Source organism: Bacillus infantis NRRL B-14911, from assembly GCF_000473245.1.
GTDB lineage: Bacteria > Bacillota > Bacilli > Bacillales > Cytobacillaceae > Bacillus_AB > Bacillus_AB infantis.
On sequence record NC_022524.1, the window covers coordinates 852,836 to 877,866 of the forward strand.

At 47.7% G+C, this 25,031-nt stretch carries 22 protein-coding genes; 15 read left to right on the forward strand and 7 right to left on the reverse strand.

Annotation, left to right across the window (positions count from 1 at the left end; all coding sequences use genetic code 11):
- Window positions 1–42 precede the first annotated feature (42 nt).
- The gene (locus tag N288_RS04575; RefSeq protein ID WP_009791901.1) at window positions 43–249 is read left to right on the forward strand and encodes a hypothetical protein; all 207 of its coding nucleotides are present in this window, start codon (window positions 43–45) and stop codon (window positions 247–249) included.
- A 293-nt stretch (window positions 250–542) separates the two neighbouring features.
- On the opposite strand, the gene N288_RS04580 is transcribed toward N288_RS04575, so the two are convergent.
- Together N288_RS04580 and N288_RS04585 are read right to left on the reverse strand one after the other, a co-directional pair.
- A complete protein-coding gene (locus N288_RS04580; protein ID WP_009791900.1) occupies window positions 543–2,174 on the reverse strand; it encodes a glycoside hydrolase family 43 protein in 1,632 nt (543 codons plus the stop codon).
- A 27-nt stretch (window positions 2,175–2,201) separates the two neighbouring features.
- Window positions 2,202–3,401 (reverse strand): ROK family transcriptional regulator, encoded by a 1,200-nt coding sequence (locus N288_RS04585; protein ID WP_009791899.1) that lies wholly within the window; start codon window positions 3,399–3,401, stop codon window positions 2,202–2,204.
- A gap of 142 nt (window positions 3,402–3,543) precedes the next feature.
- On the opposite strand from N288_RS04585, the gene N288_RS04590 reads away from it, so the two are divergent.
- The 3 genes from N288_RS04590 (at window position 3,544) to N288_RS04600 (ending at window position 6,650) form a co-directional block, all read left to right on the forward strand.
- Complete coding sequence (locus N288_RS04590) at window positions 3,544–4,845, forward strand: extracellular solute-binding protein (protein WP_009791898.1); 1,302 nt, start codon at window positions 3,544–3,546, stop codon at window positions 4,843–4,845.
- 90 nt (window positions 4,846–4,935) lie between these two features.
- Window positions 4,936–5,814, forward strand: a complete 879-nt coding sequence (locus N288_RS04595; protein ID WP_022543454.1) for a carbohydrate ABC transporter permease — start codon at window positions 4,936–4,938, stop codon at window positions 5,812–5,814.
- 14 nt (window positions 5,815–5,828) lie between these two features.
- Window positions 5,829–6,650: a carbohydrate ABC transporter permease gene (locus tag N288_RS04600; protein WP_009791896.1), complete on the forward strand. Its 822-nt coding sequence runs from the start codon at window positions 5,829–5,831 to the stop codon at window positions 6,648–6,650.
- 19 nt (window positions 6,651–6,669) lie between these two features.
- Here the strand turns inward: N288_RS04600 and N288_RS04605 are convergent, their stop codons facing one another.
- Window positions 6,670–7,299, reverse strand: a complete 630-nt coding sequence (locus N288_RS04605) for a YesL family protein (RefSeq protein ID WP_009791895.1) — start codon at window positions 7,297–7,299, stop codon at window positions 6,670–6,672.
- Window positions 7,300–7,487: 188 nt separating this feature from the next.
- On the opposite strand from N288_RS04605, the gene xylA reads away from it, so the two are divergent.
- From xylA to N288_RS04620, 3 genes are all read left to right on the forward strand, one after another.
- Window positions 7,488–8,810 carry a xylose isomerase gene (gene xylA / locus N288_RS04610; protein ID WP_009791894.1) on the forward strand — a complete coding sequence of 441 codons (1,323 nt, stop codon included), beginning with the start codon at window positions 7,488–7,490 and terminating at the stop codon, window positions 8,808–8,810.
- A 22-nt stretch (window positions 8,811–8,832) separates the two neighbouring features.
- Complete coding sequence (xylB, locus tag N288_RS04615; protein ID WP_009791893.1) at window positions 8,833–10,332, forward strand: xylulokinase; 1,500 nt, start codon at window positions 8,833–8,835, stop codon at window positions 10,330–10,332.
- A 99-nt stretch (window positions 10,333–10,431) separates the two neighbouring features.
- Window positions 10,432–11,415, forward strand: coding sequence for an aldo/keto reductase (locus tag N288_RS04620; RefSeq protein ID WP_035401720.1), 984 nt, complete (start codon window positions 10,432–10,434; stop codon window positions 11,413–11,415).
- A gap of 71 nt (window positions 11,416–11,486) precedes the next feature.
- Here the strand turns inward: N288_RS04620 and xylE are convergent, their stop codons facing one another.
- Window positions 11,487–12,908, reverse strand: coding sequence for a D-xylose transporter XylE (xylE, locus tag N288_RS04625; protein ID WP_022543455.1), 1,422 nt, complete (start codon window positions 12,906–12,908; stop codon window positions 11,487–11,489).
- A gap of 350 nt (window positions 12,909–13,258) precedes the next feature.
- On the opposite strand from xylE, the gene N288_RS04630 reads away from it, so the two are divergent.
- The 6 genes from N288_RS04630 (at window position 13,259) to N288_RS04655 (ending at window position 21,447) form a co-directional block, all read left to right on the forward strand.
- A complete protein-coding gene (locus N288_RS04630) occupies window positions 13,259–13,999 on the forward strand; it encodes a sulfite exporter TauE/SafE family protein (protein ID WP_022543456.1) in 741 nt (246 codons plus the stop codon).
- Between the two features lie 124 nt (window positions 14,000–14,123).
- The gene (dcuS, locus tag N288_RS04635) at window positions 14,124–15,725 is read left to right on the forward strand and encodes a DcuS/MalK family sensor histidine kinase (protein ID WP_009791888.1); all 1,602 of its coding nucleotides are present in this window, start codon (window positions 14,124–14,126) and stop codon (window positions 15,723–15,725) included.
- Window positions 15,722–16,429 carry a response regulator gene (locus N288_RS04640; RefSeq protein WP_009791887.1) on the forward strand — a complete coding sequence of 236 codons (708 nt, stop codon included), beginning with the start codon at window positions 15,722–15,724 and terminating at the stop codon, window positions 16,427–16,429. Before dcuS ends, N288_RS04640 begins: the two co-directional genes overlap by 4 nt.
- A gap of 121 nt (window positions 16,430–16,550) precedes the next feature.
- On the forward strand, window positions 16,551–17,897 hold the full coding sequence (locus tag N288_RS04645) for a 2-hydroxycarboxylate transporter family protein (protein WP_009791886.1): 1,347 nt from the start codon (window positions 16,551–16,553) through the stop codon (window positions 17,895–17,897).
- A 415-nt stretch (window positions 17,898–18,312) separates the two neighbouring features.
- Window positions 18,313–20,007 carry an NAD-dependent malic enzyme gene (locus N288_RS04650; protein WP_009791885.1) on the forward strand — a complete coding sequence of 565 codons (1,695 nt, stop codon included), beginning with the start codon at window positions 18,313–18,315 and terminating at the stop codon, window positions 20,005–20,007.
- Between the two features lie 534 nt (window positions 20,008–20,541).
- On the forward strand, window positions 20,542–21,447 hold the full coding sequence (locus N288_RS04655; protein ID WP_022543457.1) for a macrolide 2'-phosphotransferase: 906 nt from the start codon (window positions 20,542–20,544) through the stop codon (window positions 21,445–21,447).
- An 80-nt stretch (window positions 21,448–21,527) separates the two neighbouring features.
- On the opposite strand, the gene N288_RS04660 is transcribed toward N288_RS04655, so the two are convergent.
- Entirely contained in the window at window positions 21,528–22,064 is a 537-nt protein-coding gene (locus N288_RS04660) for a hypothetical protein (RefSeq protein ID WP_022543458.1), read from the reverse strand.
- A 222-nt stretch (window positions 22,065–22,286) separates the two neighbouring features.
- Between N288_RS04660 and N288_RS04665 the strand changes: the two genes are divergently transcribed.
- Window positions 22,287–23,321 (forward strand): GGDEF domain-containing protein, encoded by a 1,035-nt coding sequence (locus N288_RS04665; RefSeq protein ID WP_022543460.1) that lies wholly within the window; start codon window positions 22,287–22,289, stop codon window positions 23,319–23,321.
- On the opposite strand, the gene N288_RS04670 is transcribed toward N288_RS04665, so the two are convergent.
- A complete protein-coding gene (locus N288_RS04670; RefSeq protein ID WP_009791879.1) occupies window positions 23,318–23,809 on the reverse strand; it encodes a hypothetical protein in 492 nt (163 codons plus the stop codon). The genes N288_RS04665 and N288_RS04670 overlap by 4 nt on opposite strands.
- A gap of 23 nt (window positions 23,810–23,832) precedes the next feature.
- Complete coding sequence (locus N288_RS04675; RefSeq protein WP_022543461.1) at window positions 23,833–24,333, reverse strand: hypothetical protein; 501 nt, start codon at window positions 24,331–24,333, stop codon at window positions 23,833–23,835.
- Window positions 24,334–24,508: 175 nt separating this feature from the next.
- On the opposite strand from N288_RS04675, the gene N288_RS04680 reads away from it, so the two are divergent.
- Complete coding sequence (locus N288_RS04680; RefSeq protein WP_009791877.1) at window positions 24,509–25,009, forward strand: DinB family protein; 501 nt, start codon at window positions 24,509–24,511, stop codon at window positions 25,007–25,009.
- Window positions 25,010–25,031: the final 22 nt, after the last annotated feature.

The following is a 25,031-nucleotide window of genomic DNA, read 5'->3' on the forward strand; positions in this document are numbered from 1 at the left end:
ATTGGTAGGAAGTTTGATCCTATTGACGAGAATTTGACTCAATTGATAGGAAGTTTTTATTCCATTGAAAATAAGTTTGACTCCATTGATAGACGCTTTGACGTTATTGGAGCAAGAATGGATAGCACTGATGCAAAAATTGATGGTCACCATAAAGAAGTAATGGACCGATTCAATAAATTGGAACTGGATCAGGACTTTATTCGGGAAAAAGCTTCACGTAATGAAAGAGCTGGAGCTTATTATTAAAAGGAGGCTTTATTTATAATCTCTATTCGCACTTTCTTTACCCCTCAATAAATAACTTTCTCTTGTAAGCAATACTCCTCTGTTTTGTTTCACTGAAATATATTCCTCTACAATAAAAATCAACACAGTCAATTAAGTACGGGGCTTTAATTGAATATAAAGTTTAATACTAGTCTAAAAAAACTCCGCCTGGCTGATGGCAGCAAGCGGAGTATTTTGTGATTCGGATCCTTAATTTTGGGCCATGGGGTCTGTCCCCATGGCTCCTCCCCATGGCTCCTTCCCATGGCTCCTTAATTTTGAGCCAAGGGACCTGACCCCATGGCCCGATAAACAAAATAATCAAAATCAGCGTGAAGCTTTTGACCGGATGTGTCCTGGCATTGCATGCCGACGAATGCGCCGGTGAAGAAGCCGCCTCCGTTGATGTAGTCGTCTGAGAGTTTGTAGGACTCCAGGGTGACTGGGACTTCGGTCCAGCTGTTTCCGTCGAAGGAATAGGAATAGCGGTAAGTGTTAGTGCTTACATTTACGCGCAGGTAAACATAATCTGCTTCGTCCGGAACGGTGATTGGGCTGTCCTGGAGCGGCTGGCTGAATGTGAAGTTGTCGCAGACTGTCAAGTCGAGAATGCGGCCTTTTTCTTCATGCCAGGTGATCTGCAGGGCTGTCCAGTTCTGAGTATTATAGTAGTTTACGAGTCCGGCAGCCTGCTGGAATGTGTCAGGATTGAAGGCCACTTTTGTTTCGGCCGTGAAATTGAAATGCTGCCAGCGCCTTGCAATATGTGCTTGCGTAAATTTGGATGTTAGAGATTCCCGTCCATAAAGGCGCAGATGCCCAGGGTTGTCTTTTAATGAAACGATCTCTTCACCGAGCGGAATTCTTAGTGATTGGAAGTGAAGATTCAAAGTTTCAGAGCTGAAATCATCTTTCTCATCAAAATCCTTCTCCCATTTGACTTCCTCGATGGCTGGTCCTTCGATTTCGACAGATGGCTGATTGCCTCCGACCACATATGGCCAGTCGTTTTTCCATTCGAGGCGCTGGATGGCAGTCTCCCTTCCTAGCGGACAATAGCCGCGCGGATCGAGGAGCGCTTTATTTTCCTGCGGCAATGGGCGGCCGGTCAGGTGCACAAGGAACCATTCGTCTGTATGTGTCTGTACAATCGAAGCATGTCCGGCTTTCTGCAGCGGATTCCTTGGATACGGGAATGACGTGATCAGCGGGTTGTCAGGATGCACTTCATATGGCCCCCACAGATCTTTTGAGCGGGCAATGGTTGCCTGGTGATCGTATTTTGTTCCTCCTTCAGCTGTGAGGAGGTAATAATAGCCGTTCATCTTATAAAGATGAGGCGCTTCAGTCAGTTTAATATCGGTGCCTTTGAAAATGACCTCTTTTTTGCCGACAAGCTTCTGTTCCTCAACACTGAATTCCTGCAGGACGATACCATAGAAGTTATGGTTGCCGACCCGGTGATCCCACATCATGTTGACGAAATATTTCTTCCCGTCCTCATCATGGAATAAAGAAGGATCAAAGCCTGAGCTGTTCATGTAGACAGGCTCGGACCATTCGCCATCAATCTTGTCGCAGGTGACGAGATAGTTGTGGCTGTCTTTCCATTGGCCGTCAACGACTTTGACATCTGTGTAGATCAGCCAGAATTTATCATCATGGTAGGACAGGGCAGGGGCCCAGATGCCGCCGGAGTCAGGATTGCCCATCATATTCAATTGGCTGAGGCGGTTGAGCGGGCGGGAGATGAGCCGCCAGTTTTTAAGGTCGTTGGAGTGATAGATCCCGACGCCAGGGAACCATTCAAATGTAGAAACGGCAATATAATAATCTTCGCCTGCACGGCAAATGCTTGGATCAGGGTTAAAGCCTGTTAATATCGGATTTTGAATGATTGTCATTGTACAGCACCTCTCCTGGATATAATATTAGACTTCCTGGATATCGATGGTCAGGAAGTTTTCGCTTGCATAAGCGGCCGCTCCCAATGCAGCAGCATGGGTGGATAACTGGGAAAAATCAATCTTAAGATCCTTTTTGTGAGTGGAAAGCGCATGGACCAGCTTCTTCTTCAGCGGTTCCTCCAGCCACTTGGAAGAAGAGGCGAGGCGGTTGCCGATGATAACCTGCTCAGGGTTGAAGATATTGATGATATTATTGATTCCCACCCCGATGTAGCCGCCGATCCCTTCGAAAATACGGATGACCCCGGCATCCCCGTTTTCAGCCAGTTCATTCAGGCTTTCAAGTGAAAGCTTCTGCCCATCCTCCGGCTGGATTTCATTCCTTGACGCAGATTCGACCAATGCTTTTTCAGAAGCATAAAGCTCCCAGCAGCCCTGGTTGCCGCATCGGCATACAGGTCCGCCCGTTTCAATTGTCATATGGCCAAGTTCACCGGAGAATCCATTATTTCCTTTATAAAGCTCTCCGTTTAAAATGAGGCCGACGCCAATTCCGATGCCGATGCTTACATAGATGATATTATTGGCTTCCTGGCCGGCACCGAATTTCTTCTCTCCATATGCCCCTGCATTAGCTTCATTTTCAATCAGGATGGGAACATTGTACTTCTCTGTCATCACTGATTTCAGGTCGATATGCCGCCAATTCAGGTTGGGTGCAAGGAGGATTTCGCCTTCCGTGCTGACGGTGCCTGGCACGCCGATGCCGATCCCGACCAGTCCATAACGGCTTTTCGGCATTGAACCGATCAGGGTATCGACAATTTTGAATAGCTCTTCTTTTATTTCGTCAAAAGTCAGGTCATTGAACTTTATCAGTTCCTCACTGCAGATTTTTCCCTGAAGGTCGGTCAGGATCCCAAGAATATAGTTGACGCCGATGTCAATGCCGATGGAATAGCCGGCAACCTGGTTGAAGAGCAGCATAACAGGCCTGCGCCCGCCGCTTGAAACACCTGGCCCTGATTCAAGGATCAGGCCTTCACTGAGCAGCTCGCTCACCTGGGAGGAGACGGTCCCTTTATTCAATCCGGTCAGGTTGGCGATATCCGCCCTTGAAATAGGGGTATACTCCTGGATGGTCTGCAGAACTAACGACTTATTGCCTTTTTTTACAACATGCTGGTTGTAGGTCTGGGTCAGCCTCATTTTTAAAAGCTCCATTTCGTTTTGTTTTCCTAAGTGTACCATTTTCATTTTATATTATAAACTTAGTTTATCCGCTAGACAAACATTCTTTGAGATGGTAATCTATGTTTAGTAACAAATCTCGGTTTCAAAATAAAGAATATTGGGGGTATTTAGTTTGAGAAAGAAGAAAGCGATTACAACAGTCTTTGCCATTTTTTCCTCCCTTGCCCTGATTACAGGCTGTTCAGGATCCGACGAAAAAGCGAGCGGCGGCTCCGGTGATGAGAAAACAATTGAATTCATGCACCTTTGGCCTGAAGGAAGCTCTAAACTGCACAACGAAATTGTAAGCGGAATCATTGAGGATTTTGAAAGCGAGCACCCGGATGTGAAAGTGGACCTGGAAGTGCTGAGCAATGAGCAGTATAAAGATAAGCTGAAAGTATTATCAACTTCTAACCAATTGCCTGATGTAGGACTGACATGGGCTGCAGGATTCCTGGACCCTTATGTAAGCGGAAAGAAATTCACCCCGCTGGATGACCTTCTTGAAGGAGATTTAAAAGATAAATTCGTATCCGGCACAGCAGAAGCATATGAAGTCGATGGAAGCACATATGGACTGCCGCTAGAATTGAACATTGCAACAGTATTCTATAATAAAGCTATTTTTGAAAAATATGGACTGGAAGCGCCTAAAACTTATGAAGAGTTTCAGAATGTAGTAGAAACATTGGATAAAAACGGCGTTGCTCCAATAGCGCTTGGAAACAAAGACCGCTGGACCGGGTCTCTATGGTATATGTATCTGGCTGACCGGATCGGCGGCGGAGATGTCCTGACAAAAGCGATCGACCGCAGCGGTTCATTTGAAGACCCTGCCCTGGTTTCAGCTGCTGAAAAGGTGCAGGAGCTGGTTGATATGAATGCGTTTGTCAAAGGCTTCAACGGTCTTGCCGATGAAGAAGCGAAGAGCATGTTCATGAACGAACAGGCAGCTATGTACCTGATTGCCACATGGGATCTGCCGAATTACACAACCAATGAAGACGTTCCTCAGGAATTCAGGGATTCTGTCGGCTACTTCAACTTCCCGACCGTTGACGGAAAAGGTGACATGGACAGCTTTGTAGGCGGTCCTGGTGTAGGGTTATTCGTTGCGGAGGATTCCGATGTAAAGGAAGAAGCAAAGGAATTTGCCTCCTACTTCATCCAGCAGTGGGGAGAAAAGTCAGTGACAGATGCAGGCGTCATCCCGGCAACGAAAGTGGATGCGGCGTCACTTGACCTTCCTGATATGTATGTCGATGTCCTGGAAGACCTGAACTCTGCCAGCAATATCACGCTTTTTGCAGATGTGCAGATGAGTGCAGATACAGCCCAGGTGCATTTGGATATGATTCAGTCGCTGTTTGGAAAAGAAGTGTCTCCTGAAGACTTTGCCAAGGCGCACGAAGAAGCGCTGTCCAAAGAATAAGGGTCCGCGGAACACTAGTAATCAACTAAAGAAAAGGACATACCCTTTGCAGGATTGTCCTTTTCATTTTTAAATATGGGGTTGAATGTGATGAATAAAGTAATGTCAAACAAGTGGATTATCGCATTATACGTTCTCCCTGCACTCCTTCTGATTGGTATCCTCATCTTCATCCCTCTGATCTTGACCGGTTATTACGGCCTGATGGACTGGGATGGCATCGGAGCTATGGAGTTCATAGGGCTGGAAAACTATATCAATGCCATCCAGGATGGGAAGTTTTGGGACAGTGCCTACCATTCTTTCCTGCTGGCCGTATTTTCAACGCTGAGCCTGGTCATCTATCTGGCCATCTCAATGATATTGGCATCCCGGATCAAAGGGGCAGATTTGCTGAGAAAAATCTACCTGATCCCGATGCTGCTGTCATCTGTAGCGATCGCACAGCTGTGGATCAAGGTGTTCAACCCGACCAACGGAATGCTCAACAGCATCCTGATGGCCTTCGGTGTGGATAATCCTCCAGCATGGCTGGCAGAACCGTCAATCGTTCTTTATGCGATTTTTATTCCTATCTTGTGGCAATACGCAGGGTTTTACATTTTGATTTACTATGCAGCACTCAAGAACATTCCGGAATCATTGGTTGAGGCAGCAAGGATCGATGGGGCCACACCGCTCCAGATCGCCTGGAAAATCAAGCTCCCATTGATCATGGGTGTTGTGAAAGTAACGATTGTGCTTGCTGTAGTCGGGTCACTGAAATACTTTGACCTGATATATGTAATGACCGGCGGCGGCCCAAATGGCGCCAGTGAGGTTATGGCATCTTATATGTATAAACTGGCTTTCGCAAGCAATGACTTCGGATACGGCAGTGCCATCGGCTTCCTGCTCCTGATCATTACGCTGATAGTGACAGTGATTGTGCGCAAGGCAACAGCTACTAAAGAAGAAATTCAATATTAAGCGAGGGTTGTACAATGAAACGAGCAGGTTACTTCATACTCTATCTTTGCCTGGCCATCGTAGCCATCTTTCAGGTCTTCCCGGTCATTTGGCTGTTCCTGTTTTCTTTAAAAAATAATCAGGAAATCTTCTCAAAATCCCCTTTCTCGCTGCCAACTGAATTCAGGTGGGAAAATTACAGCAAAGTATGGGAAGGCGGCATTGGAATCTATTTCTGGAACAGCATCTGGATTACAGGTGTGGCCATCCTCCTAACCGTAATCCTGGCGAGCATGGCGACTTTTGCGATTACAAGGATGCAGTGGAAGCTGAGCAAATTGGTGCTTGGGCTATTCATGGTCGGGCTGATGATCCCGATCCATTCAGCGATCATTCCGCTGTTCAGCATGTTCTTAAATGTAAATCTGATCGACAATCCATGGTCAATCGTCATTACGTATACGGCTTATAATCTGCCGATTACGATGATGATCCTCCTCGGCTTTTATTACACTTTGCCAAGGGAAATTGAAGAAGCGGCGATTATGGACGGCTGTTCAGTCCACAGGATGTTTTTCAAGATCATCCTGCCTATGACGATCCCGATCATGTCGACCACTGTGATCATCAATATGATCTATAACTGGAATGAGTTTGTTTTCGTCAATACCTTTATCAGTTCTGATCAGTATAAAACCCTTACGGTCGGAATCCAGAATTTCATCGGCCAGTATATGACTGATTGGGGCGCAATCGGCGCGACTCTCATCATCAGTGTGCTGCCAATCCTGCTGGCATTCCTTTTCTTCAGCAATAAAGTTGTTGAAGGCATCTCTTCAAGTGCAGTTAAAGGATAAAACAAAAAGCACTTTCTCCTCAATCAGGAGAAAGTGCTTTTTGTTTGGTCTGCTTCCGCTGAATTCTATTGAAGGCATGGAGGCAGAGCCACATGATGATAAAAGCGGCTGAACTCCCGCCGAAGATAAAGGCAAGCGCCGGGGCCAGCTGAGTGATAAAGTAAAGCGAAGCAAGGCAGAGAATCATCAATACGGTGTGGAGCGGATTGACGAGCATGATCAGCAGGGCCTGTTTGATGAGCTGCCTGACATTCAAATCAAAATGTACAAATACTGGAAAAAGATAAAGAAGAAACAGCAGAAAAATCATCAGGAACGCGAGCAAAGGGACATGGGCCCAGGTGAGCACATCAAAACCGGCCTGGGTGAACCAAAGATTGAAGCCGGCCAGGGAACCGGTGATGATGATAATGAGGCCCAGGCGATTGCCCTTCCAGAAATCCTTTTTATAATATGAAAGGAAGCTGGGGAATAGGGGTGTGTCTGTTTTCCCCCTCAGCCAGTCCCTTGTGATGGCAAACATGGCGAGGGTGGAGGGAAAGAATCCAAAGAGGATGCCTCCTGCAAGAGTGAATAGTATCCATAAGAGATTCATATAAGCGAAACGGGTGATCCATTCAAATATCCGGTATAAAACGCTGCTTGCCATGGCTCAAGCCTCCAATTTTTCTTATGTAAAACCTATTATACTGGAATAAAAATCAATTCGCAGTATTATGAGGAATCTTTGTTTATTCAATAGACAAACAAATGAAATATTGATATAATTCTTTTTGAAAGCATTTACATTTTATAAAAAGATAATGAACTTTATTATGATTCTGGGAGGAACGAAAAATGGCTTATTTTAACATTGAAAAGATTAAATATGAAGGTTCAGCATCAACCAATCCATTTGCGTTTAAATTTTATAACCCGGAGGAAAAAATCGGCGGCAAAACAATGGAAGAAATCCTGCGTTTTGGTGTAGCTTACTGGCATACGTTCACAATGGACGGCTCCGATCCGTTTGGAACTGGAACAATGCTCCGCCCTTGGGATAAGTTCACGGGAATGGATCTGGCAAAAGCGCGCGTTGAAGCAGCCTTTGAATTTTTTGAAAAGCTGGATGTGCCATTCTTCTGCTTCCATGATGTCGATATTGCTCCAGAAGGAAGCAGCCTGAGAGAAACCAACCAAAATTTAGATATCATCGTCAGCATGATTAAAGATTATATGAAGGACAGCAAAACAAAGCTGCTTTGGAATACGGCGAATAACTTCACGAACCCACGCTTCGTCCATGGTGCTGCAACTTCAAACAGCGCGGATATTTTCGCGTATGCAGCAGCGAAAATCAAGAAAGGCCTTGAGGTCGGAAAAGAACTCGGCGCAGAAAACTATGTGTTCTGGGGCGGCCGTGAAGGCTATGAAACTCTCTTAAACACAGACATGAAGCTTGAAATGGATAACCTTGGCCGCTTCATGCACATGGCAGTGGATTATGCGAAGGAAATCGGCTTTGACGCCCAATTCCTGATCGAGCCTAAGCCAAAAGAGCCGACAACTCATCAATACGATTTCGATGTGGCGACAGGGTATGCATTCCTGCAGCATTACGGATTGCAGGACCACTTCAAATTCAATATTGAAGCAAACCATGCAACACTGGCCGGCCATACATTCGAACATGAGCTTCACTATGCACGTGTAAACAATATGCTCGGCTCAGTAGATGCCAACCAGGGCGATCCATTGCTTGGCTGGGATACAGATGAGTTCCCGACAGACTTGTATTCTACTACACTTGCAATGATCGAAATCCTTAAAAATGGCGGACTTGGCCGCGGCGGACTCAACTTCGACGCGAAAGTGAGAAGGGGTTCATTTGAGCCTGAAGATCTGTTCCACGCCCATATCGCCGGAATGGACAGCTTTGCGGTTGGCCTGAAGGTCGCACAGAAGCTGATTGATGACAAGGTGCTGGACAATGTGGTTGAAAACCGCTATAAGAGCTATACAGAAGGCATCGGCCTTGAGATCGTTGAAGGCAGGACAGATTTCCATAAGCTTGAGGAGCATGCATTGGGCTTGGCTGAAGTGAAGCACCAGTCCGGCCGCCTCGAAAGCATCAAGGCTACGATCAATCAATATCTGTTAAGGGCTTATGCGGGAGAGTAACTCTTAGAGGGCAGGTGCACCAATGAAATATGTAATCGGCGTTGACTTAGGAACAAGCGCGGTAAAAATATTGCTGGTCGATCAAAAGGGGAATGTGGTCCAGGAGGTTTCCAAGGACTATCCCCTGATCCAGGAGAAGACCGGCTACAGCGAGCAGGATCCGAAAGAGTGGGTAGATCAGACAGCTGCAGGGCTGTCTGAACTGCTCCAAAAATTTGGCGGAAATCCGGAAGACATTGAGGGACTCAGTTTTTCCGGGCAGATGCACGGCCTTGTCCTTCTGGATGAGAACAATGAAGTGCTTCGCAATGCCATTCTTTGGAATGATACAAGGACGACGGCACAGTGCCGTGAGATCTACGATCGGGTCGGCGAAGAGAGGCTGCTTGAGATTACGAAGAATCCGGCACTAGAAGGTTTTACTTTGCCGAAACTGCTTTGGGTGAAAGAGCATGAGCCGGAGATCTATGAAAAGGCGAAAACCTTTGTCCTTCCGAAGGATTATGTAAGGTTCAAGCTGACCGATGAGCTGCAGATGGAATATTCCGATGCAGCGGGGACTTTGTTATTGGACATTGCGAAAAAAGAATGGAGCAGCGAGATCTGCGATATTCTCGATATTGACACAGCACTTTGCCCGCCATTGGTGGGATCTCATAAAAAGACGGGGAATATCACTCCTGAGTTCTCAGCAGCGACCGGCCTTCCGGCTTCTGTCCAGGTATTTGCCGGCGGTGCCGACAATGCCTGCGGAGCGATCGGCTCCGGTATCCTTGAGGAGGGGAAAACCCTTTGCAGCATCGGTACGTCTGGTGTGGTCCTTTCTTATGAAAGCAGCAGCGATAAAGATTTCGGTGGAAAAGTCCATTATTTCAATCATGGGGCCGAGGACGTTTTTTACACGATGGGAGTCACCCTTGCAGCAGGCCACAGCCTGAGCTGGTTCCGGAATGTATTCGCAGCGGAAGAGAGCTTTGAGGAACTGCTGGCTGAAGCAGGAACTGTCCCTCCAGGATCGAACGGACTGCTGTTCACGCCTTACATATCCGGGGAGCGCACTCCGCATGCGGACGCAAGCATACGGGCAAGCTTCATCGGGATGGACAGCTCTCATGAACGCAAGGATTTCGTCCGTGCCGTTATGGAAGGAATCACTTTCTCGCTGAACGAATCTTTGGCTATCTTCAGAGAGAATGGGAAAAAGATCGATACCATCGTATCTACCGGCGGCGGCACGAAGAATGAAGATTGGCTGCAAATGCAGGCGGATATTTTCAACAGCAAAATTGTTAAGCTTTCGAGCGAGCAGGGTCCTGGCATGGGTGCCGCTATGATTGCGGCTTATGGCAGCGGGTGGTTTTCTTCTCTGAAGGAGTGCGGCGATGCATTCCTGAAGGTCGAAAAAGAATTTGTCCCTGATGCAGGAAATGTGGAGATTTACCAAGAATTATTCCTTGTATACCAGGAAGTCTACGGGCAGACAAAAGCACTTAATGAAAAGCTGCTGGCCTATCGAAAATAAACATAATGAAACCAGAAGGCTGCCTTGGAAGGATGCATCATATATGCAAAGTCCCGGGGCAGCCTTCTGGGTTTCTGTATAAAAGAAGGAGTTGGCGAAATGAAATATAATCAGCTGGGCAATACCGACTTGAAAGTAAGTGAACTGAGTTTCGGCACTTGGGCGATCGGCGGTTCATGGGGCAAGACAGATGACGGGGAAGCGCTAAAAGCCCTGGAACAGGCAATGGACGCGGGCGTTAATTTCTTTGATACGGCTGACGTGTATGGAGACGGGCATAGCGAGGAGCTTTTGGCGAAGGCCACGAAAGGGAAGGAAGATTCCATTCATATCGCTACAAAGTTCTGCCGCAGCGCTGATATTTATGATCCTGCAACCTATTCAATGGATAGTGTCCGGTCTTTTTGTGAAAACAGCTTGAAAAGGCTGGATCGGGAGGCAATCGACCTTTATCAGATCCATTGTCCGCCTATGGAAATTCTTAAAGATGGCAGTGTTTTCGAAGTGCTTGAGCAGCTGAAGCAGGAAGGGAAGATCCGCTATTATGGCGTCAGTGTGGAAACGGTCGAGGAAGGGATCTTCTGCCTGGAGAATACGAAGGCAAGCGCGCTGCAGGTCATTTTCAACCTGTTAAGGCAAAAGCCGCTGGATGAGCTTTTCCCAATGGCGATGGAAAAGAAGGTAGGGATTCTTGCGCGTGTACCTCTGGCTAGCGGGCTTCTGACAGGAAAATTCTCAAAGGATACCACGTTTGAGCAGGATGACCACCGCAACTTCAACCGCAACGGGGAAGCCTTTAATGTCGGCGAAACATTCGGCGGACTTGATTTCGAAAAAGGCGTGGAGCTGAGCGAGCAGGTGAAGTGGATGGAAGAAGGCAGGGGAAGCATGGCAGGAGCAGCCATCAAATGGATTCTTCAGCAGCCGGAGGTGAGCACAGTCATCCCGGGCTTCCGGAATGTGAAGCAGGTGGAGAGCAATCTCGAAGCACTGGATGCAAAGCCGTTCAGTGAAGAAGAACTGCAGAAGTTGAAGGACTTTTATCAGAAGGAAGTGCATGCCCATATCCGGGGCGTTTATTAATAGGTAATGCCTCCAGCTCTGGCTGGAGGCCTTTTTTGTTTGGGGACAGGGTTGCTGTCCCGTTTTATGAATTACATTGCTTTAGAACGCTTTGTTTCGGCAGGCGCCTTCCACAGGCTTTCCATCTGCTCTAGGGATTTGCCTTTCGTTTCAGGCACATACTTCCAGACGAAGATGGCGGAAAGGACGCTCATCAGGCCATAAATGCCGTAGGTCATCCCGCCGCTGAATTCCATCATCATCGGGTAGGTGGAGGAGACCAGATAGTTGGCACCCCATTGGGCGGCAACCGCGATCGCCACAGCCTGTCCGCGGATGCGGTTCGGGAAGATCTCGGAAATCAGCACCCAGCAGATTGGCCCCCAGGACATCATGAAGGAAGCGGTATACACGATGATGAATAAAAGCGTGCTGATGCCGATGATATTGGCAAAAGCGAGGCCCGCGACACCGAACATGCCGATGGCCATTCCGATCGAGCCGATGATGAGGAGCGGCTTGCGTCCCCATTTATCCACAGTCATGATGGCGATAACAGTGAAGATGACGTTGACAAGTCCCATGACGATCGTCTGCAGCATGGAAGCATCCTTTGCAGCGCCCATGCTTTCAAAAATGCGCGGAGCGTAATAGAGAGCTACATTGATGCCGACAAACTGCTGGAAAACGGATAGCAGGATGCCGATGACAATCACTTTTTTTCCAAAAGCAAAGGTGGACATTTTCTCTGCAGTTGCATTCATGGAAGATTTGATTTCGCTGAGTATCTGTTTGGCGCTTGCCGGGCCGTTGATTTTCGAGAGAATCCTCAGTGCGCTTTCGTCCTGATTCTTCAGAGACAGATAGCGGGGCGTCTCCGGCACGAAGAAAAGGAAAACGAAAAACAGCAGGGCCGGGATGGCTTCAGACAGGAACATATACCTCCAGCCGGTTTCATTGATCCATTCCACTGATTGCCCGCGTGCGATTCCCCAATTGACAAAATAAACGACCAGCATGCCGAAGATGATGGCAAATTGATTGAAAGAAACCAGCCGGCCCCTGATGGCTGCCGGGGCGATTTCCCCTATGTACATTGGCACAATGGCGGAAGCGAGTCCGACCCCGATGCCGCCGATGATGCGATAAAGATTGAATGTCAGCAGAAGGCCGATAGTAGGTTCACCCGCTGAGAAGAACAGAAACTCAGGGTAAGCAGAGCCAAGTGCTGATAAAAGGAATAATACGGCCGCAATGATCAGCGATTTTTTTCGGCCAAATGCAGAAGAAAAATAACCGGAAATGATGCCGCCGATGATGCATCCGATCAGAGCGCTGGAGATGGTGGCTCCATGAATAAACGAGCTTAAGCCCAGGCTGTCCACCAGATAGGTTTGGATTGATTTTTCAGCCCCTGATATGACAGCTGTATCATAGCCAAAGAGCAGGCCGCCGAGAGTGGCAACGAGTGTGATAGAGAAGATGTAAAGCGAACCATTGTGCTGTTTCGTCATGTGTGAAGGCAGTTTTCATTATACTGGAATGATAGTTAAACGCTTACATTGTTATCATAGTTTTTGAAGCGTTTACATTTACCGGTATAAAAGAAATTCACTGCCCATTCCCTCCCCTGCTGATAATTTTTTTACAATAATGAATAATTGCATTATAGCAGATTATATTAAGTTTGTCCAATGAATGAACTAAGTTTTGGATAGTAGGAAGGAGCCAAGGGGTCAGACCCCCTGGCCCGGTTTTTTTAGTTACAAAATTCTCCCGCACTTTTGTAAAGTTTTATAATAGTAGCTGGTGCTTTTCTTCCATTTATGAATTCTGCTGGAGCTGCTTAAGAGGGGGAATTTGCGTGGCTATTACGTTTACGATGCTGTTTTTGGGGATTTTGCTTGGTTTTATCGGGGCCGGGGGATCCGGTTTTATTATTGCGCTATTGACGGTGGTGTTCGGGGTGCCGATCCATACGGCGCTTGGGACGTCGCTTGCGGCGATGGTGTTTACGACCTTGTCGGGGGCTTACAGCCATTACCGGCAGGGCAATATTGATGTGAAAATGGGACTGGCTGTCGGGTGCTTTGGAGCGGTCACTTCGTTTCTGGGCTCGGGAATCGCGGTGTGGATCCCGGTTGATTCGCTTCATTGGCTGACGGCCGGAATGCTGTTTCTGTCAGCAGTGATGCTGCTGGTCCGTTTGTTCATCGTCAGCCGGATGGAGGACAAGGGAGCAGAGCCGCAGCGCAGGCTCTTCATGAAAGCTGCATTTGTGGGCATTGTCTGCGGCTTACTGTCAGGCACGTTCGGCATCGGCTCTGCGCCTTTCATTCAGCTTGGACTATTAGCCGTCTTAGGCCTTTCTGTGCAGAAGTCTGTCGGGACGACGATGCTGGTCATCCTGCCGATTGCACTGGCAGGCGGCATCGGCTATTATTTTGAAGGATACTTTGATATGATCCTGCTCCTGCAGGTGCTGGCTGGAACGATGATAGGTTCTTACCTCGGAGCGCGGTTCACCAATTATGTGCCGCTTCCTGTTTTAAAAAGTGCCATGGTGCTGACGCCTATTATGGCCGGATTCATCCTGCTGTTCTGAATTAGGTAAAGACAGACTGCAAGGTCCTTCCTCAGGGAAGGGCTCTGCGGTCTTTTGTCATTACTTTGTGTGGATAAGGGTATGGTGGAGAATACTTTAATTAAATCTATGGCTGGAGGAAACTATGAAAAAGGGCCGCTGGAGCTTGCAAGCCATCATTATTATATTTGTTTGTCTGGTGGTCATGATTTCCCTTATGATCACCGACCTGCTGATCAGCAGCAGGGTCACCTCCAGTGTTGAGGAAACACAGGAGGATAAAGCTTTAAATGTCGCTAAAATGGTGGCGCACAGCCGGATTGTTGAAGATGCTTTGGAAGGGGATCCTGAGGGCGCAGGGGTCCAGGATTTTGCCAATGAAATGCGGAAGCTTACAAATGTCAATTTCATTGTAGTAATGGATATGAAGGGCTACCGCTTGTCACATCCGGAGTCATCTGAGATAGGAAAGCATTTCAGGGGCGGGGATGAAGGCCCTGTGCTGGAGGGGGAAGAGTATGTTTCCTATTCCAAGGGCATACTCGGTCCATCGATGCGGGCATTCACTCCTGTCATTGGCAGTACCGGGGAGCAGATAGGGGCTGTGGCTGTCGGCATTTCTCTAGAGACGGTAACGAAGGCTGTCCATAAGAGCCAGAACGCAATCTACATCGGCACGCTGATCGGCATCCTGGTGGGGATTATCGGTGCGGTGATACTTGCCAGGTACATAAAAAAAATCCTGCTGGGACTGGAACCTTCCGCGATTGCCAAGGTGTTGGAGGAGCGCAGCTCAATGCTGCAGTCTGTGCGTGAAGGAATCATTGCCGTTGACCAGAGCGGGAAGATTACGCTCGTAAACCGGGCGGCAAGGAAGCTTTTTCAAAAGGCCGGCATCGAAAAGGATCCGGTTGGGCTGCAGATTGAGGAGTATCTTCCGGAAACCCGCCTGAAGGAAGTCCTGATCACAGGGAAAACCCATCTTGACCAGGAGCAGAGCTTCCACGGGGTGACGATTCTTGTCAATCGGGTGCCGGTGGTGGTGGATAATCAGCTCGTCGGCGCCATTGCGACCTTCCGGGATAAGACGGAGGTCCAGCTGCTTGCCGAACAGCTTACAGGTGTCCGCAATTATGCAGATGCTTTGAGGGCACAGGCCCACGAGTTCATGAACAAGCTTCATGTTATCCTGGGGATGGTCCATACCGAGCAGTACGAGCATCTTGCCAGGTATGTGAACGAGACGGTCAATCACCGGGAGAATGAAATGGGCTTTGTAACAAAGAAGATCCATGACCCGGTCCTGGCCGGTTTTCTCATCGGCAAGCTGAGCAATGCCCGGGAATCAGGGGCGGTGCTGTCGTTTGATTGTGCCGATAATCTGCCAAAGCCGGCGGACCCGGAAATCACCCATGATCTGATCACGATCATCGGCAACTTAATCGATAATGCATTGGAAGCTGTATCAGGGAGGCCGGTCAAAAAAGTGGAGTTAATGCTGGATTATGCCGAGGAAATTTTAACAATAGAAGTAAGAGATACAGGAAGCGGTATGACAAAGGAAATTCAGGATCGGATTTCCGAGAAGGGTTTTTCCACAAAAGGGAAGGACAGGGGCTTCGGGCTGTATCTGGTCACACAGGCGGCTGATAAGCTGGAGGGGGAACTGATCATTTCCTCCAAGGCAGGAAAGGGGACGCAGTTTGCCGTCTATATACCTTATAAAGCAGGGGATGATGAGACATGATCAATGTAATGATTGTTGAAGATGATCCGATGGTCGCTGAAATTAATAAACGGTATCTTGCCAAGGTAGAAGGGTTCCGGCTGGCTGCGTCGGCCAGGTCGGTCGATGAAGCGGTCAGCCTTCTGGAGAAGGAGGACATCCAGCTGATTCTCCTTGATATTTATATGCCCGGGAGGCTCGGGCTTGAACTGGTCACTTATCTGAGGAAAAATGAGCTGGAAACCGATGTGATCATCATCTCTGCCGCAAAGGATATGGACCGGATCAGGCAGGCCCTGCGTTCCGGTGTGGTGGATTATCTCATCAAGCCATTTGAATTTGAACGGTTCAATGCGGCGCTGACAGCCTATGAGCAGCAGAGCCGGTTCGCTGAAAAGAGGGAAGAGGTCACCCAGCAGGAGCTGGACAGCCACCTGCTGCGGCGCGAGGAGCCGTCGGTCGTGGAAGAGCTTCCGAAAGGCCTGACAAAGGATACGCTGAAACAGGTCTGGGAAGCCGTGCAGGAGCTTAAGGAAGGACCGTTCTCCACCGACGAGATGGCCGAGGCGGTAGGCGTCTCAAGAGTATCAGCGCGGAAATACCTGAACTTTTTAAAAGAGCTTGGCATACTTGATGTGAAGGTCATCTATGGCACGATCGGCCGCCCCGTGTACCAGCATGAATATAACCCATATAAAGAGCATCTGATTAAGAACTTTCTGTAAGCAGTTTCTGAAACTGCTTACTTTTTTTAATTTCAAAAAGAATTTCTCTAATTACATAATCTATGAAAACGCTTTTAGAAAAATTAAGATGGACATGTAGAACAGATGGGAGGAAAGCTTTATGGAACCAGCTAAGAAACTGCAGCCGATTTCTGCACCAGAAGATCAAAGGGAAGAGAAAAAAGGCTTTTTTGCAAAATTGGGAAGTATAAAAGTAGGAGCAGTGCCGCTTCCGCTTTATGTTCTAATAGCACTTGTTGTATATGCTGCGGCAGCTTATGAATCACTGCCGGCTGATATGATCGGCGGATTTGCCGTCATTATGGCAATGGGAATCCTGCTTGGCGATATCGGAATGAGAATCCCGATCCTGAAGGATATCGGGGGCCCGGCGATACTATCGCTGCTCGTTCCTTCTATATTGGTATTTTTTAATATTATTAATACAACCGGAATGGATGCTGTCACCCAGCTGATGAAAACATCCAATTTCCTGTACCTGTATATTTCGATCCTGGTTGTCGGAAGTATCCTCGGTATGAACCGCAGGGTCTTGATCCAGGGGTTTACCAGAATGTTTGTGCCGCTTGTTCTGGGTACACTTGCCTCAGTTTGTGCGGGCGTTCTTGTCGGCATGCTGTTTGGATATGATGTAAAGCATACGCTGTTTTATATTGTTGTGCCGATCATTGCCGGAGGGATTGGCGAAGGAATCCTGCCGCTGTCCATCGGGTATGCCGATGTCCTTGGCCAGAGCTCAGAATCATTTGTCGGCCAGCTGATTCCTGCAGCGGTCATCGGAAATATTGCAGCAATCATCTGTGCCGGCATCCTGTCCCGCTTGGGGGAGAAAAAGCCGGAGCTTACAGGAAAAGGAGTCCTGGTCAAATCGAAGGGCGGAGACGGGATCACAGAATCTTCGACAATCAACCAACCTGTCGAGTTCCCGCTAATGGGGGCAGGGCTCCTGATTGCCTGCAGCTTCTTCATTATCGGAGGGCTTGGCCACCATGTCCTTGGCATCCCGGGTCCTGTCCTGATGATTTTTGCGGCTGCCCTTGTTAAATGCCTGCAGCTTATGCCGGCCAAAATGGAGCAGGGTGCCTTCCACCTTTATAAATTCGTTTCATCCAGCCTCACATGGCCATTGATGGTCGGCCTTGGAATGCTGTATATCCCGCTTGAGGATGTTGTGAAAATCGTAACGCCTTCTTATATTGCAGTTTGTGTGGCTGTTGTTCTGGCCATGGTCATCACAGGCTACTTTACAGGAAAACTGATGAAAATGTATCCTGTTGATGCCGCAATCGTTACAGGCTGCCACAGCGGCCTTGGCGGAACAGGCGACGTTGCCATCCTTTCAGCTTCCAACCGCATGTCCCTGATGCCGTTCGCACAGGTTTCCACAAGAATCGGCGGCGCATCAACAGTCATCCTTGCCATTCTGTTAATGAAGATCTTGAACTGAACCGGGTCCGGGACTGGGCTGAGGGGGCTGGGCCAAGGGCAGGGCCAAGGGGACAGACCCCCTGGCCCGAAAACTGGGCCAAGGGGACAGACCCCCTGGCCCGAAAACTGGGCCAAGGGGACAGACCCCCTGGCTCGAAAACTGGGCCAAGGGGACAGATCCCCTGGCCCGAAAACTGCGCAAAGGGGACAGACCCCCTGGCTCGAAAATCGCGCCAAGGGGACAGACCCCCTGGCCCGCGAATTGACAGAAAAGCTGGAATAGTATTTAATGGATTCTGGTATAGGCGGGCGGCATGTGATGCTGCTTGCTTTTTTAAATAATTTTAGTTAAATAACCTGGAGATAATGGGTAAAGGCTACTAACATGGAATAGTACGGAAATTGACTCCAATTGAAAGGAAGAACTATGATCTATGACTGCTTCAGATGGTGCAAAAAACGTAATTTACACAGATTTGAGAGGAAAAGAGCTTCTATCAAATCCTTATTTGAATAAAGGTGTCGCATTTACAAAAGAAGAGAGGGATGATCTGGGGCTTCAGGGCTTGCTGCCAACCCAGGTGCTGACTCTTGATGAACAGGCAACACGTGCGTATGAGCAGTTCTCCAGACGGACAAACAATATGTTCAAAAACGGAGTGCTCTATGATTTATATAATCGTAATGTCGTCCTGTTCTACCGTCTCCTCAGGGATCACTTGAACGAGATGCTGCCGATCATCTATACACCGACTGTGGGTGAGGCGATCCAGCGCTATTCCCATGAATACCACCGTCCTGGCGGCCTCTATTTGACCATTGAAGATCCGGAGGAAATGGACAAGGCATTCGAAAACCTGAATAAGCCCCATGAAGGAATCGATCTGATTGTTGTGACGGATTCTGAGAGTATCCTGGGAATCGGCGACCAGGGCGTCGGCGGGATCAATATCGCGATTGGCAAGCTGGCAGTTTACACAGCGGCAGCCGGCATTGATCCAAGCCGTGTGCTTCCGGTTGTGCTTGATGTAGGGACCAATAATGAGGACCTGATCAATGATCCTTTATATATCGGAAATAAATTCCCGCGCGTCCGCGGTGAGCGCTATGAGCAGTTTGTCGACCAGTTTGTTGTAACGGCGCGCAAATTTTTCCCGAATGTTCTTCTTCACTGGGAAGATCTTGGAAATGTGAACGCACGGAACATCATGGAAAAGTACGGCAATGAAATCCTGACTTTCAATGACGATATCCAGGGAACAGGGGCTGTTACACTTGCTGCCGTCATGTCTGCCCTGAAGGTGACAGGCGGATCCTTGAAGGACCAGCGCATCCTTGTTTTTGGACCTGGGGCGGCAGGCATCGGAAACGCAGACCAGATGGCAGAAACGATGATCCTTGAAGGTCTTGACCGTGAAGAAGCATATGACCGGTTCTGGGCATTTGACTATCGCGGACTGCTGACGGAAGAAACGCCTGATGTCCTGAAATTCCAAAAGCCTTATGTACGCAGTGCAGAGGAAGTCAAGGATTGGGAAAGAGACGGAGCGGACACGATTCCGTTATTGGAAGTGGTGAAGCGGGTAAAGCCGACGATCCTGATCGGCACCTCCGGCCAGGCCGGCGCCTTCACAGAGGAAATCGTAAGGGAGATGGCCAAGCACGTTGAAAGACCGATCATCATGCCAATGTCCAACCCGACACTCCTAGCTGAAGCGGTGCCTGAGGATCTTTTCAACTGGACAGACGGCAAGGCGCTCATTGCCACAGGAAGCCCGTTTGCGAATGTAGAGTATAACGGAATCAGCCATGAAATCGGCCAGTCCAATAACGCATTTGTTTTCCCTGGCCTCGGCCTCGGAGCGATTGTCGCCAAAGCTGAAATCATTTCAAAAGGCATGTTCGCCGCTGCAGCCAATGCAGTTGCCGAGAAATCAGACAGCAGCACGCCTGGTGCTTCCCTGCTGCCGGCCATCACCAAACTGGCTGACGTCTCAAGGCATGTTGCCATCGAAGTAGCCAAGGCTGCCGTCCAGGAAGGCATTGCCAAAGCGGAGATCGACGATATTGAACAAGCTGTAGACGATGCTATGTGGAAGCCTGAATATAAACAAATTAAGAGTAAATAGTGGTACAAGGGGGGGACAGGTTTTGCTGTCCCTCTTTTTGGGGATTAGGGCGGTGCTCTATGTACTGATCGGACACTGTATTGGCCTAATGCGGGACAGTCATTAAAAAAAGGTTTTCTATCAGGATAAATGTGACAGCAGCCTGTGTCCCTGCGGCCCCTTTCATGATATAATAGATTCAACTTTTAACAGAAATGGAGGTTTTCTTTGTGGCAGCCAGCATCAGACTACGTTTTTTCCCGGCTTTGAATCGTTAATTAAATACGTTCAAGGGCTCTGCCTGTGTGCAGGGTAAATGGGATTGGTCTGCCTATTTTTAAGAAAACCTTATTTTACGTTTGATTGTATAAGGAAGGAAAGGGAGGACGAGTCTGTCCTCTTTTTTTGCTGTCTTTTTTCATGGCCTTTTGAGTTTAGTCTTCTCTTTGGCATTTCTTTATTAGGACAGACATAACTATATTTTCCATTTACTTTAAACACAGGCGGCCAGTCTGTGTTTTTTTAGTACAAAATAGCATTAAAGGAGAATGGACTATGAGTATGGCAAAAGAAAAGGTATTGAGAATTGCAAGAAAAAATGGTATTGAAGCTAAAGAAGAGCCGCTGGAATTCAATGAGTCGGGGCTTGATTTCCTGGTTGTATTTGTGGAAGATGTCAAGGGAGAGAGATGGGTGCTCCGTTTCCCCAGGAGGGGGGATGTAATACCGTCAACTGCGAAGGAAAAGAGGACACTTGAGCTGGTCGGCTCCTATATCCTGATCCAGACTCCGGATTGGCTTGTATATAACGAGGAACTGATTGCCTATAAAAAGCTGGATGGCGTTCCTGCAGGCACCATTGATCATGAAGCTAAAGCCTATAAATGGGAGCTGGACGTGAATGATTTGCCAGAGAAGTATATAGAGAGTCTGGCAAAAGCCATGGTTTCCCTCCATAAGATTGGGAAGGACGAAGCTGAGGGAGCGAAACTGCCAGTTGAGAGTGCAGAAACGGCGAGAGCCAGTATGATGCTGAGAATGGAAAAAGTGAAGGAAAAGTTTGAAGTACATGACGCCTTGTGGAAAAGGTGGCAGACGTGGGTGCACGATAGCTCGATGTGGCCCAAACAGACTGGTCTGGTGCATGGGGATCTGCATCCCGGGCATATCCTGATCGACGAGGACTCACGGGTCACTGGTTTTATCGACTGGACAGAAGCGTCAGTAACTGATATAGCCAATGATTTCGTAGGGCATTACCGTACATTTGGCAAAAAAGAGCTGGAACGGCTAATCGGCTGCTACAGTGCTGCCGGGGGGGACGTGTGGCCAAACATGGCCAAGCATGTCATGGAGCTTGAAGCAGCCTATCCTGTAGCCATTGCCGAATTCGCCTTGAAATCCGGCCTGGAAGAATATATGGAAATGGCGAAACAGATTTTAAGCCAGGAAAACTTATAAATGCAGCGGGACAGGGGAAGTGCACCTTGTCCCGATTTTTATGGAACATTGTGCATGACCTGCCCCTCAAGATCAATTGCCTATTCTGCCTCATTTCCTGCACTTGCAGGATCCGAACCTTCATCACCAGCAGTGAGCGTGTCCCACGATTGGCTGCTACCGCCCAAAACCGCCTCGCTGATTGGATGTGTATATGTGTTTCTCACCTCAAGCAGATCATCATGGCGGAAAAACATGGTCGGTTCATTCATTTCATCAGCAAGCCTTTGTCCTACAAAGGAAAGCTCCAGTTTTACCGCCTGAAGCTCCACATCACCGACTGCGAAGAAGCGGAGCTGGTCACCGGCATTTCCTCCTATGTCCGGGTCTAAAAAACCGAATGTCCTGTTTCGGCAGCTGCCTGCCGGGATGACAAATACAGCGTCTGGAAAGAGGGTTGATTCGCCAACACCGTCCTCGTCTAATGAACAGACTTCCGCAAACAGCTGAATCCTATAATCTCGATTAGTCGGATTGGAGATGGAAACTCTTACAACGTCAGGCGGACCTCCTGCTGGATCCCCTGAGATTTGGCCCGGAATTTTCATCGGTCCTGTCGTCAAAATATTAAATCGCATTCATTTCACTCCCTTCATAATCAATATATGAAAAGCAGGAAGAAACGAATGGACAAACCTCCTGCAGCTGCAGACTATTTTAGGGCGGAGGAAAGATCTTTTGCCGGCGGGGCAGGAGCTTTGTTTTGTGCCGAAAAGACTGGACTTTTTTCCATTTGTTTGTAAGATAAAGAAAGAAGTTTATAAAGCAGAACTGCACTGCGACTTAAAGGGGAAGCGGATTTGAGAAAGTATAATTCATATATGGATTTCAAACGTATGATCTATCTGTATATGATTCCTTTGATTCTGTTGGCTATGGTTAGTTATAATCTTATGGAAAATGACTCGGAAGACAATTTAGAAACATATCTGACAAGGATTTTGATAGCTTGGAATATCATCAGCTGGGCTGCTGTTTATAAAAAAAAGTTTTTGCGTGCTTTTGAGCTCGCTACTTTGGCGATCATCAGTGCTGCACATATAGCCATCATATATGATGGTGTCTTTAATTATATCGGAAAGGGGAAGGAAGGGGCATTTGGGGTCTCTGTCATCTGGGTTCCGGCAGTTATTTTGATTTTCTTCCTGATCTTAAGGGCAAAATGGGGCGCTGTTTATTCGCTTTTCATTTTTGTCATTATATTTGCTTTTGGACTGATGAATCTCCCTAATGCCTCTGGCGACAGCCTTGAGTCACTGGCTCAGTTTTATGTGGCCTACCTTTTTTATATACTTGTATTTTATATGGCCCTTCACCTGTTCAAGCTGTTTTCAGAGCTTGAAAGCATGAAGAGGGTCGCCTATACTGACTCGCTTACCGGCATTGCAAACCGGCTTCGAATTGATGGGTGGCTTGAAGAATGGATAAAAAAATCAGAAGGTTTTTCTGTGATCTTCTTTGATATCGACCATTTTAAATGTGTGAACGATACTTATGGTCATGATGCAGGTGATCTTGTCCTCAAACAGCTGGCTTCACTCGTCAGACAACCACTGACGGGTGCTGAGCTTTTTGGGCGCTGGGGAGGGGAAGAGTTTATCATTCTTACCCCAAAGACAGGGGAAAGTGCAGTAAACCTGGCTGAGAAACTGAGAAAGGTGATTATGGAAAGCAGCTTTCCCCCGGCAGGGAATCAGACTGCCAGCTTTGGCGTTGCCCAGTATAAAAAAGGAGATACTGTAGATTCCCTTCTCTCAAGAGCTGACCAGGGACTTTATCAATCTAAACATGAGGGGCGGAACCGGGTGACGTTTGGGGATGAGGGACAGATTTAGTGTCCCTTTTTTGCTGCAGGGACAAGGTACCGGTTTCTTCGTCCGGTGCATTTTTTTAATATCATAGTTAGTAGAACAATGATAAGCAGTACCGTGCTAAAGCTGAACATATTGATATAGACAGCAGTAGTGTAGATTGTCATGCCGCTTGTTAACTGACTGACATCGCTGCTTTCAAAATGTGCGGAAAGAGATTTTCTGATGTGGCCCAGTCTTGATTTTCCAATATAAATAGAAATCAGCATAAGAAGGGAAACTGAGAAGAAAACAGCTGCAATCCAGCTGTTTTTAATTGTATTTGGGATAGATTGATAGATCGGCACTATGAGAAGAATAGAAAGAAGGAGCAAGAAGCCTGCAGGCAGGAGACCGATATTTCCGTTGCCGGACATAATGTCAAACCGTTTGATCGTGTAAATTTCGGTAATCATGAAAACGGTGAGATAGGAAAGGGAAAGGCCTATAATCAATATCCAAGCTTTTTTCATGGTATGCTCCTTTTGGGAATGGCTTAGATTTCTGTATAAAGACACTCTTCATTTTTTTTGAACGCAAGGACTGTTTCATCAAACTCATTAAATAGCGAAATATAGCCTTTAGCTGTCTTCAATCCTAATCCTTTTAGTGTGCTGGAGTAACCTCCTTGTGCTGTTTCAATCAAGTCTGCCCCCTCTACTGGACTGCCGGTGAGAGCAGAAGTGCCTTTTATCGCATTTTTTCGCCATTCAAGTCTTAAATCCCAGGATCCATACCATATTATACTTTCATTTACATCAATTGCATTCCAGCTTACAGCGATTTGATCTTTAAACGAACAAAACTCCAGCTGCTGTCCTCCTATTAGTAAGACGACTGGACAATCACCCCAAAATTCACCGCTCGACACTTCGTGGACAGTCCACATCCCACATAGATTTTTATTAACCATGGATCTAAGGCGATTGCCGTGATTCTTTATGAATTCCAAAGAGTCTCCGTAGAAAACTGACTTATAGTTTTTAATGCCAAGCATGAAGAAGCCTCCTGTATTAATATTCATATTAACTTTAGCAGGAGACACTGCTTTTTGGAAATGCTAATATTTCTTGTTTTTTGAGCCAAGGGACCTGTCCCCCCGGCCTCACAAAGGATTTCCCAATTGGAGTGGAGAATAGTAGTGTCAGGGACTTTGGAAAGGAGCGGGAGCGATGGCGGAGCAGAGTGTCATGGAGATTTATAAACAAAGCCTCGGAAAGTATGATTTGGAACAGCTGAGGCAAATTCCGGCTGGTGGGGTATGGTCTCTTGCGCAGATGTATGATCATGTGATTGTGGTGGCCGATGAGTATTTGGATGAAGCGGAAGCGTGCGCTGCTGCTGAGCCTGTACAGGGCAGAGGGAAAACGGAATTTGGCGAAAAGCTGTTCAGGGAAGGAGGCTTCCCGCCTGTTAAAATCAGGCTGCCGGATGAGATGAACCAGCCGCCGGACAACTCAGGTACTTCAGCTTCCCTGCTCGAAAGGCTTGTGCAGCTGGAAAGAAGGATGAGGGAGCTGGGGGAAAAACTGGATAAGATTCAACCTGACCTTAAAACTGAGCATGGAGGCTTCGGCTGGCTGAGCGCCATGGAGTGGCACGAGCTGGCTGAAATGCATTTCCGGCATCATCTCCGGCAGAAAGGGGAGCTGGAGGAGAGGCTGGGGATTTAAGAGTATGAGTAAAAGGAGCAGT

What these genes read in the sequence shown, in the direction of transcription:
- xylA (WP_009791894.1), top strand. Translation starts at nt 7,488, where the DNA reads ATGGCTTATTTTAACATTGAAAAGATTAAATATGAAGGTTCAGCATCA.
- N288_RS04600 (WP_009791896.1), top strand. Translation starts at nt 5,829, where the DNA reads ATGAAACGAGCAGGTTACTTCATACTCTATCTTTGCCTGGCCATCGTA.
- N288_RS04645 (WP_009791886.1), top strand. Translation starts at nt 16,551, where the DNA reads ATGGAACCAGCTAAGAAACTGCAGCCGATTTCTGCACCAGAAGATCAA.
- xylB (WP_009791893.1), top strand. Translation starts at nt 8,833, where the DNA reads ATGAAATATGTAATCGGCGTTGACTTAGGAACAAGCGCGGTAAAAATA.
- dcuS (WP_009791888.1), top strand. Translation starts at nt 14,124, where the DNA reads ATGAAAAAGGGCCGCTGGAGCTTGCAAGCCATCATTATTATATTTGTT.
- N288_RS04680 (WP_009791877.1), top strand. Translation starts at nt 24,509, where the DNA reads ATGGCGGAGCAGAGTGTCATGGAGATTTATAAACAAAGCCTCGGAAAG.
- N288_RS04660 (WP_022543458.1), bottom strand. Translation starts at nt 22,064, where the DNA reads ATGCGATTTAATATTTTGACGACAGGACCGATGAAAATTCCGGGCCAA.
- N288_RS04650 (WP_009791885.1), top strand. Translation starts at nt 18,313, where the DNA reads ATGACTGCTTCAGATGGTGCAAAAAACGTAATTTACACAGATTTGAGA.
- N288_RS04655 (WP_022543457.1), top strand. Translation starts at nt 20,542, where the DNA reads ATGAGTATGGCAAAAGAAAAGGTATTGAGAATTGCAAGAAAAAATGGT.
- N288_RS04580 (WP_009791900.1), bottom strand. Translation starts at nt 2,174, where the DNA reads ATGACAATCATTCAAAATCCGATATTAACAGGCTTTAACCCTGATCCA.
- N288_RS04595 (WP_022543454.1), top strand. Translation starts at nt 4,936, where the DNA reads ATGAATAAAGTAATGTCAAACAAGTGGATTATCGCATTATACGTTCTC.
- N288_RS04670 (WP_009791879.1), bottom strand. Translation starts at nt 23,809, where the DNA reads ATGAAAAAAGCTTGGATATTGATTATAGGCCTTTCCCTTTCCTATCTC.
- N288_RS04675 (WP_022543461.1), bottom strand. Translation starts at nt 24,333, where the DNA reads ATGCTTGGCATTAAAAACTATAAGTCAGTTTTCTACGGAGACTCTTTG.
- N288_RS04585 (WP_009791899.1), bottom strand. Translation starts at nt 3,401, where the DNA reads ATGGAGCTTTTAAAAATGAGGCTGACCCAGACCTACAACCAGCATGTT.
- xylE (WP_022543455.1), bottom strand. Translation starts at nt 12,908, where the DNA reads ATGACGAAACAGCACAATGGTTCGCTTTACATCTTCTCTATCACACTC.
- N288_RS04605 (WP_009791895.1), bottom strand. Translation starts at nt 7,299, where the DNA reads ATGGCAAGCAGCGTTTTATACCGGATATTTGAATGGATCACCCGTTTC.
- N288_RS04640 (WP_009791887.1), top strand. Translation starts at nt 15,722, where the DNA reads ATGATCAATGTAATGATTGTTGAAGATGATCCGATGGTCGCTGAAATT.
- N288_RS04620 (WP_035401720.1), top strand. Translation starts at nt 10,432, where the DNA reads ATGAAATATAATCAGCTGGGCAATACCGACTTGAAAGTAAGTGAACTG.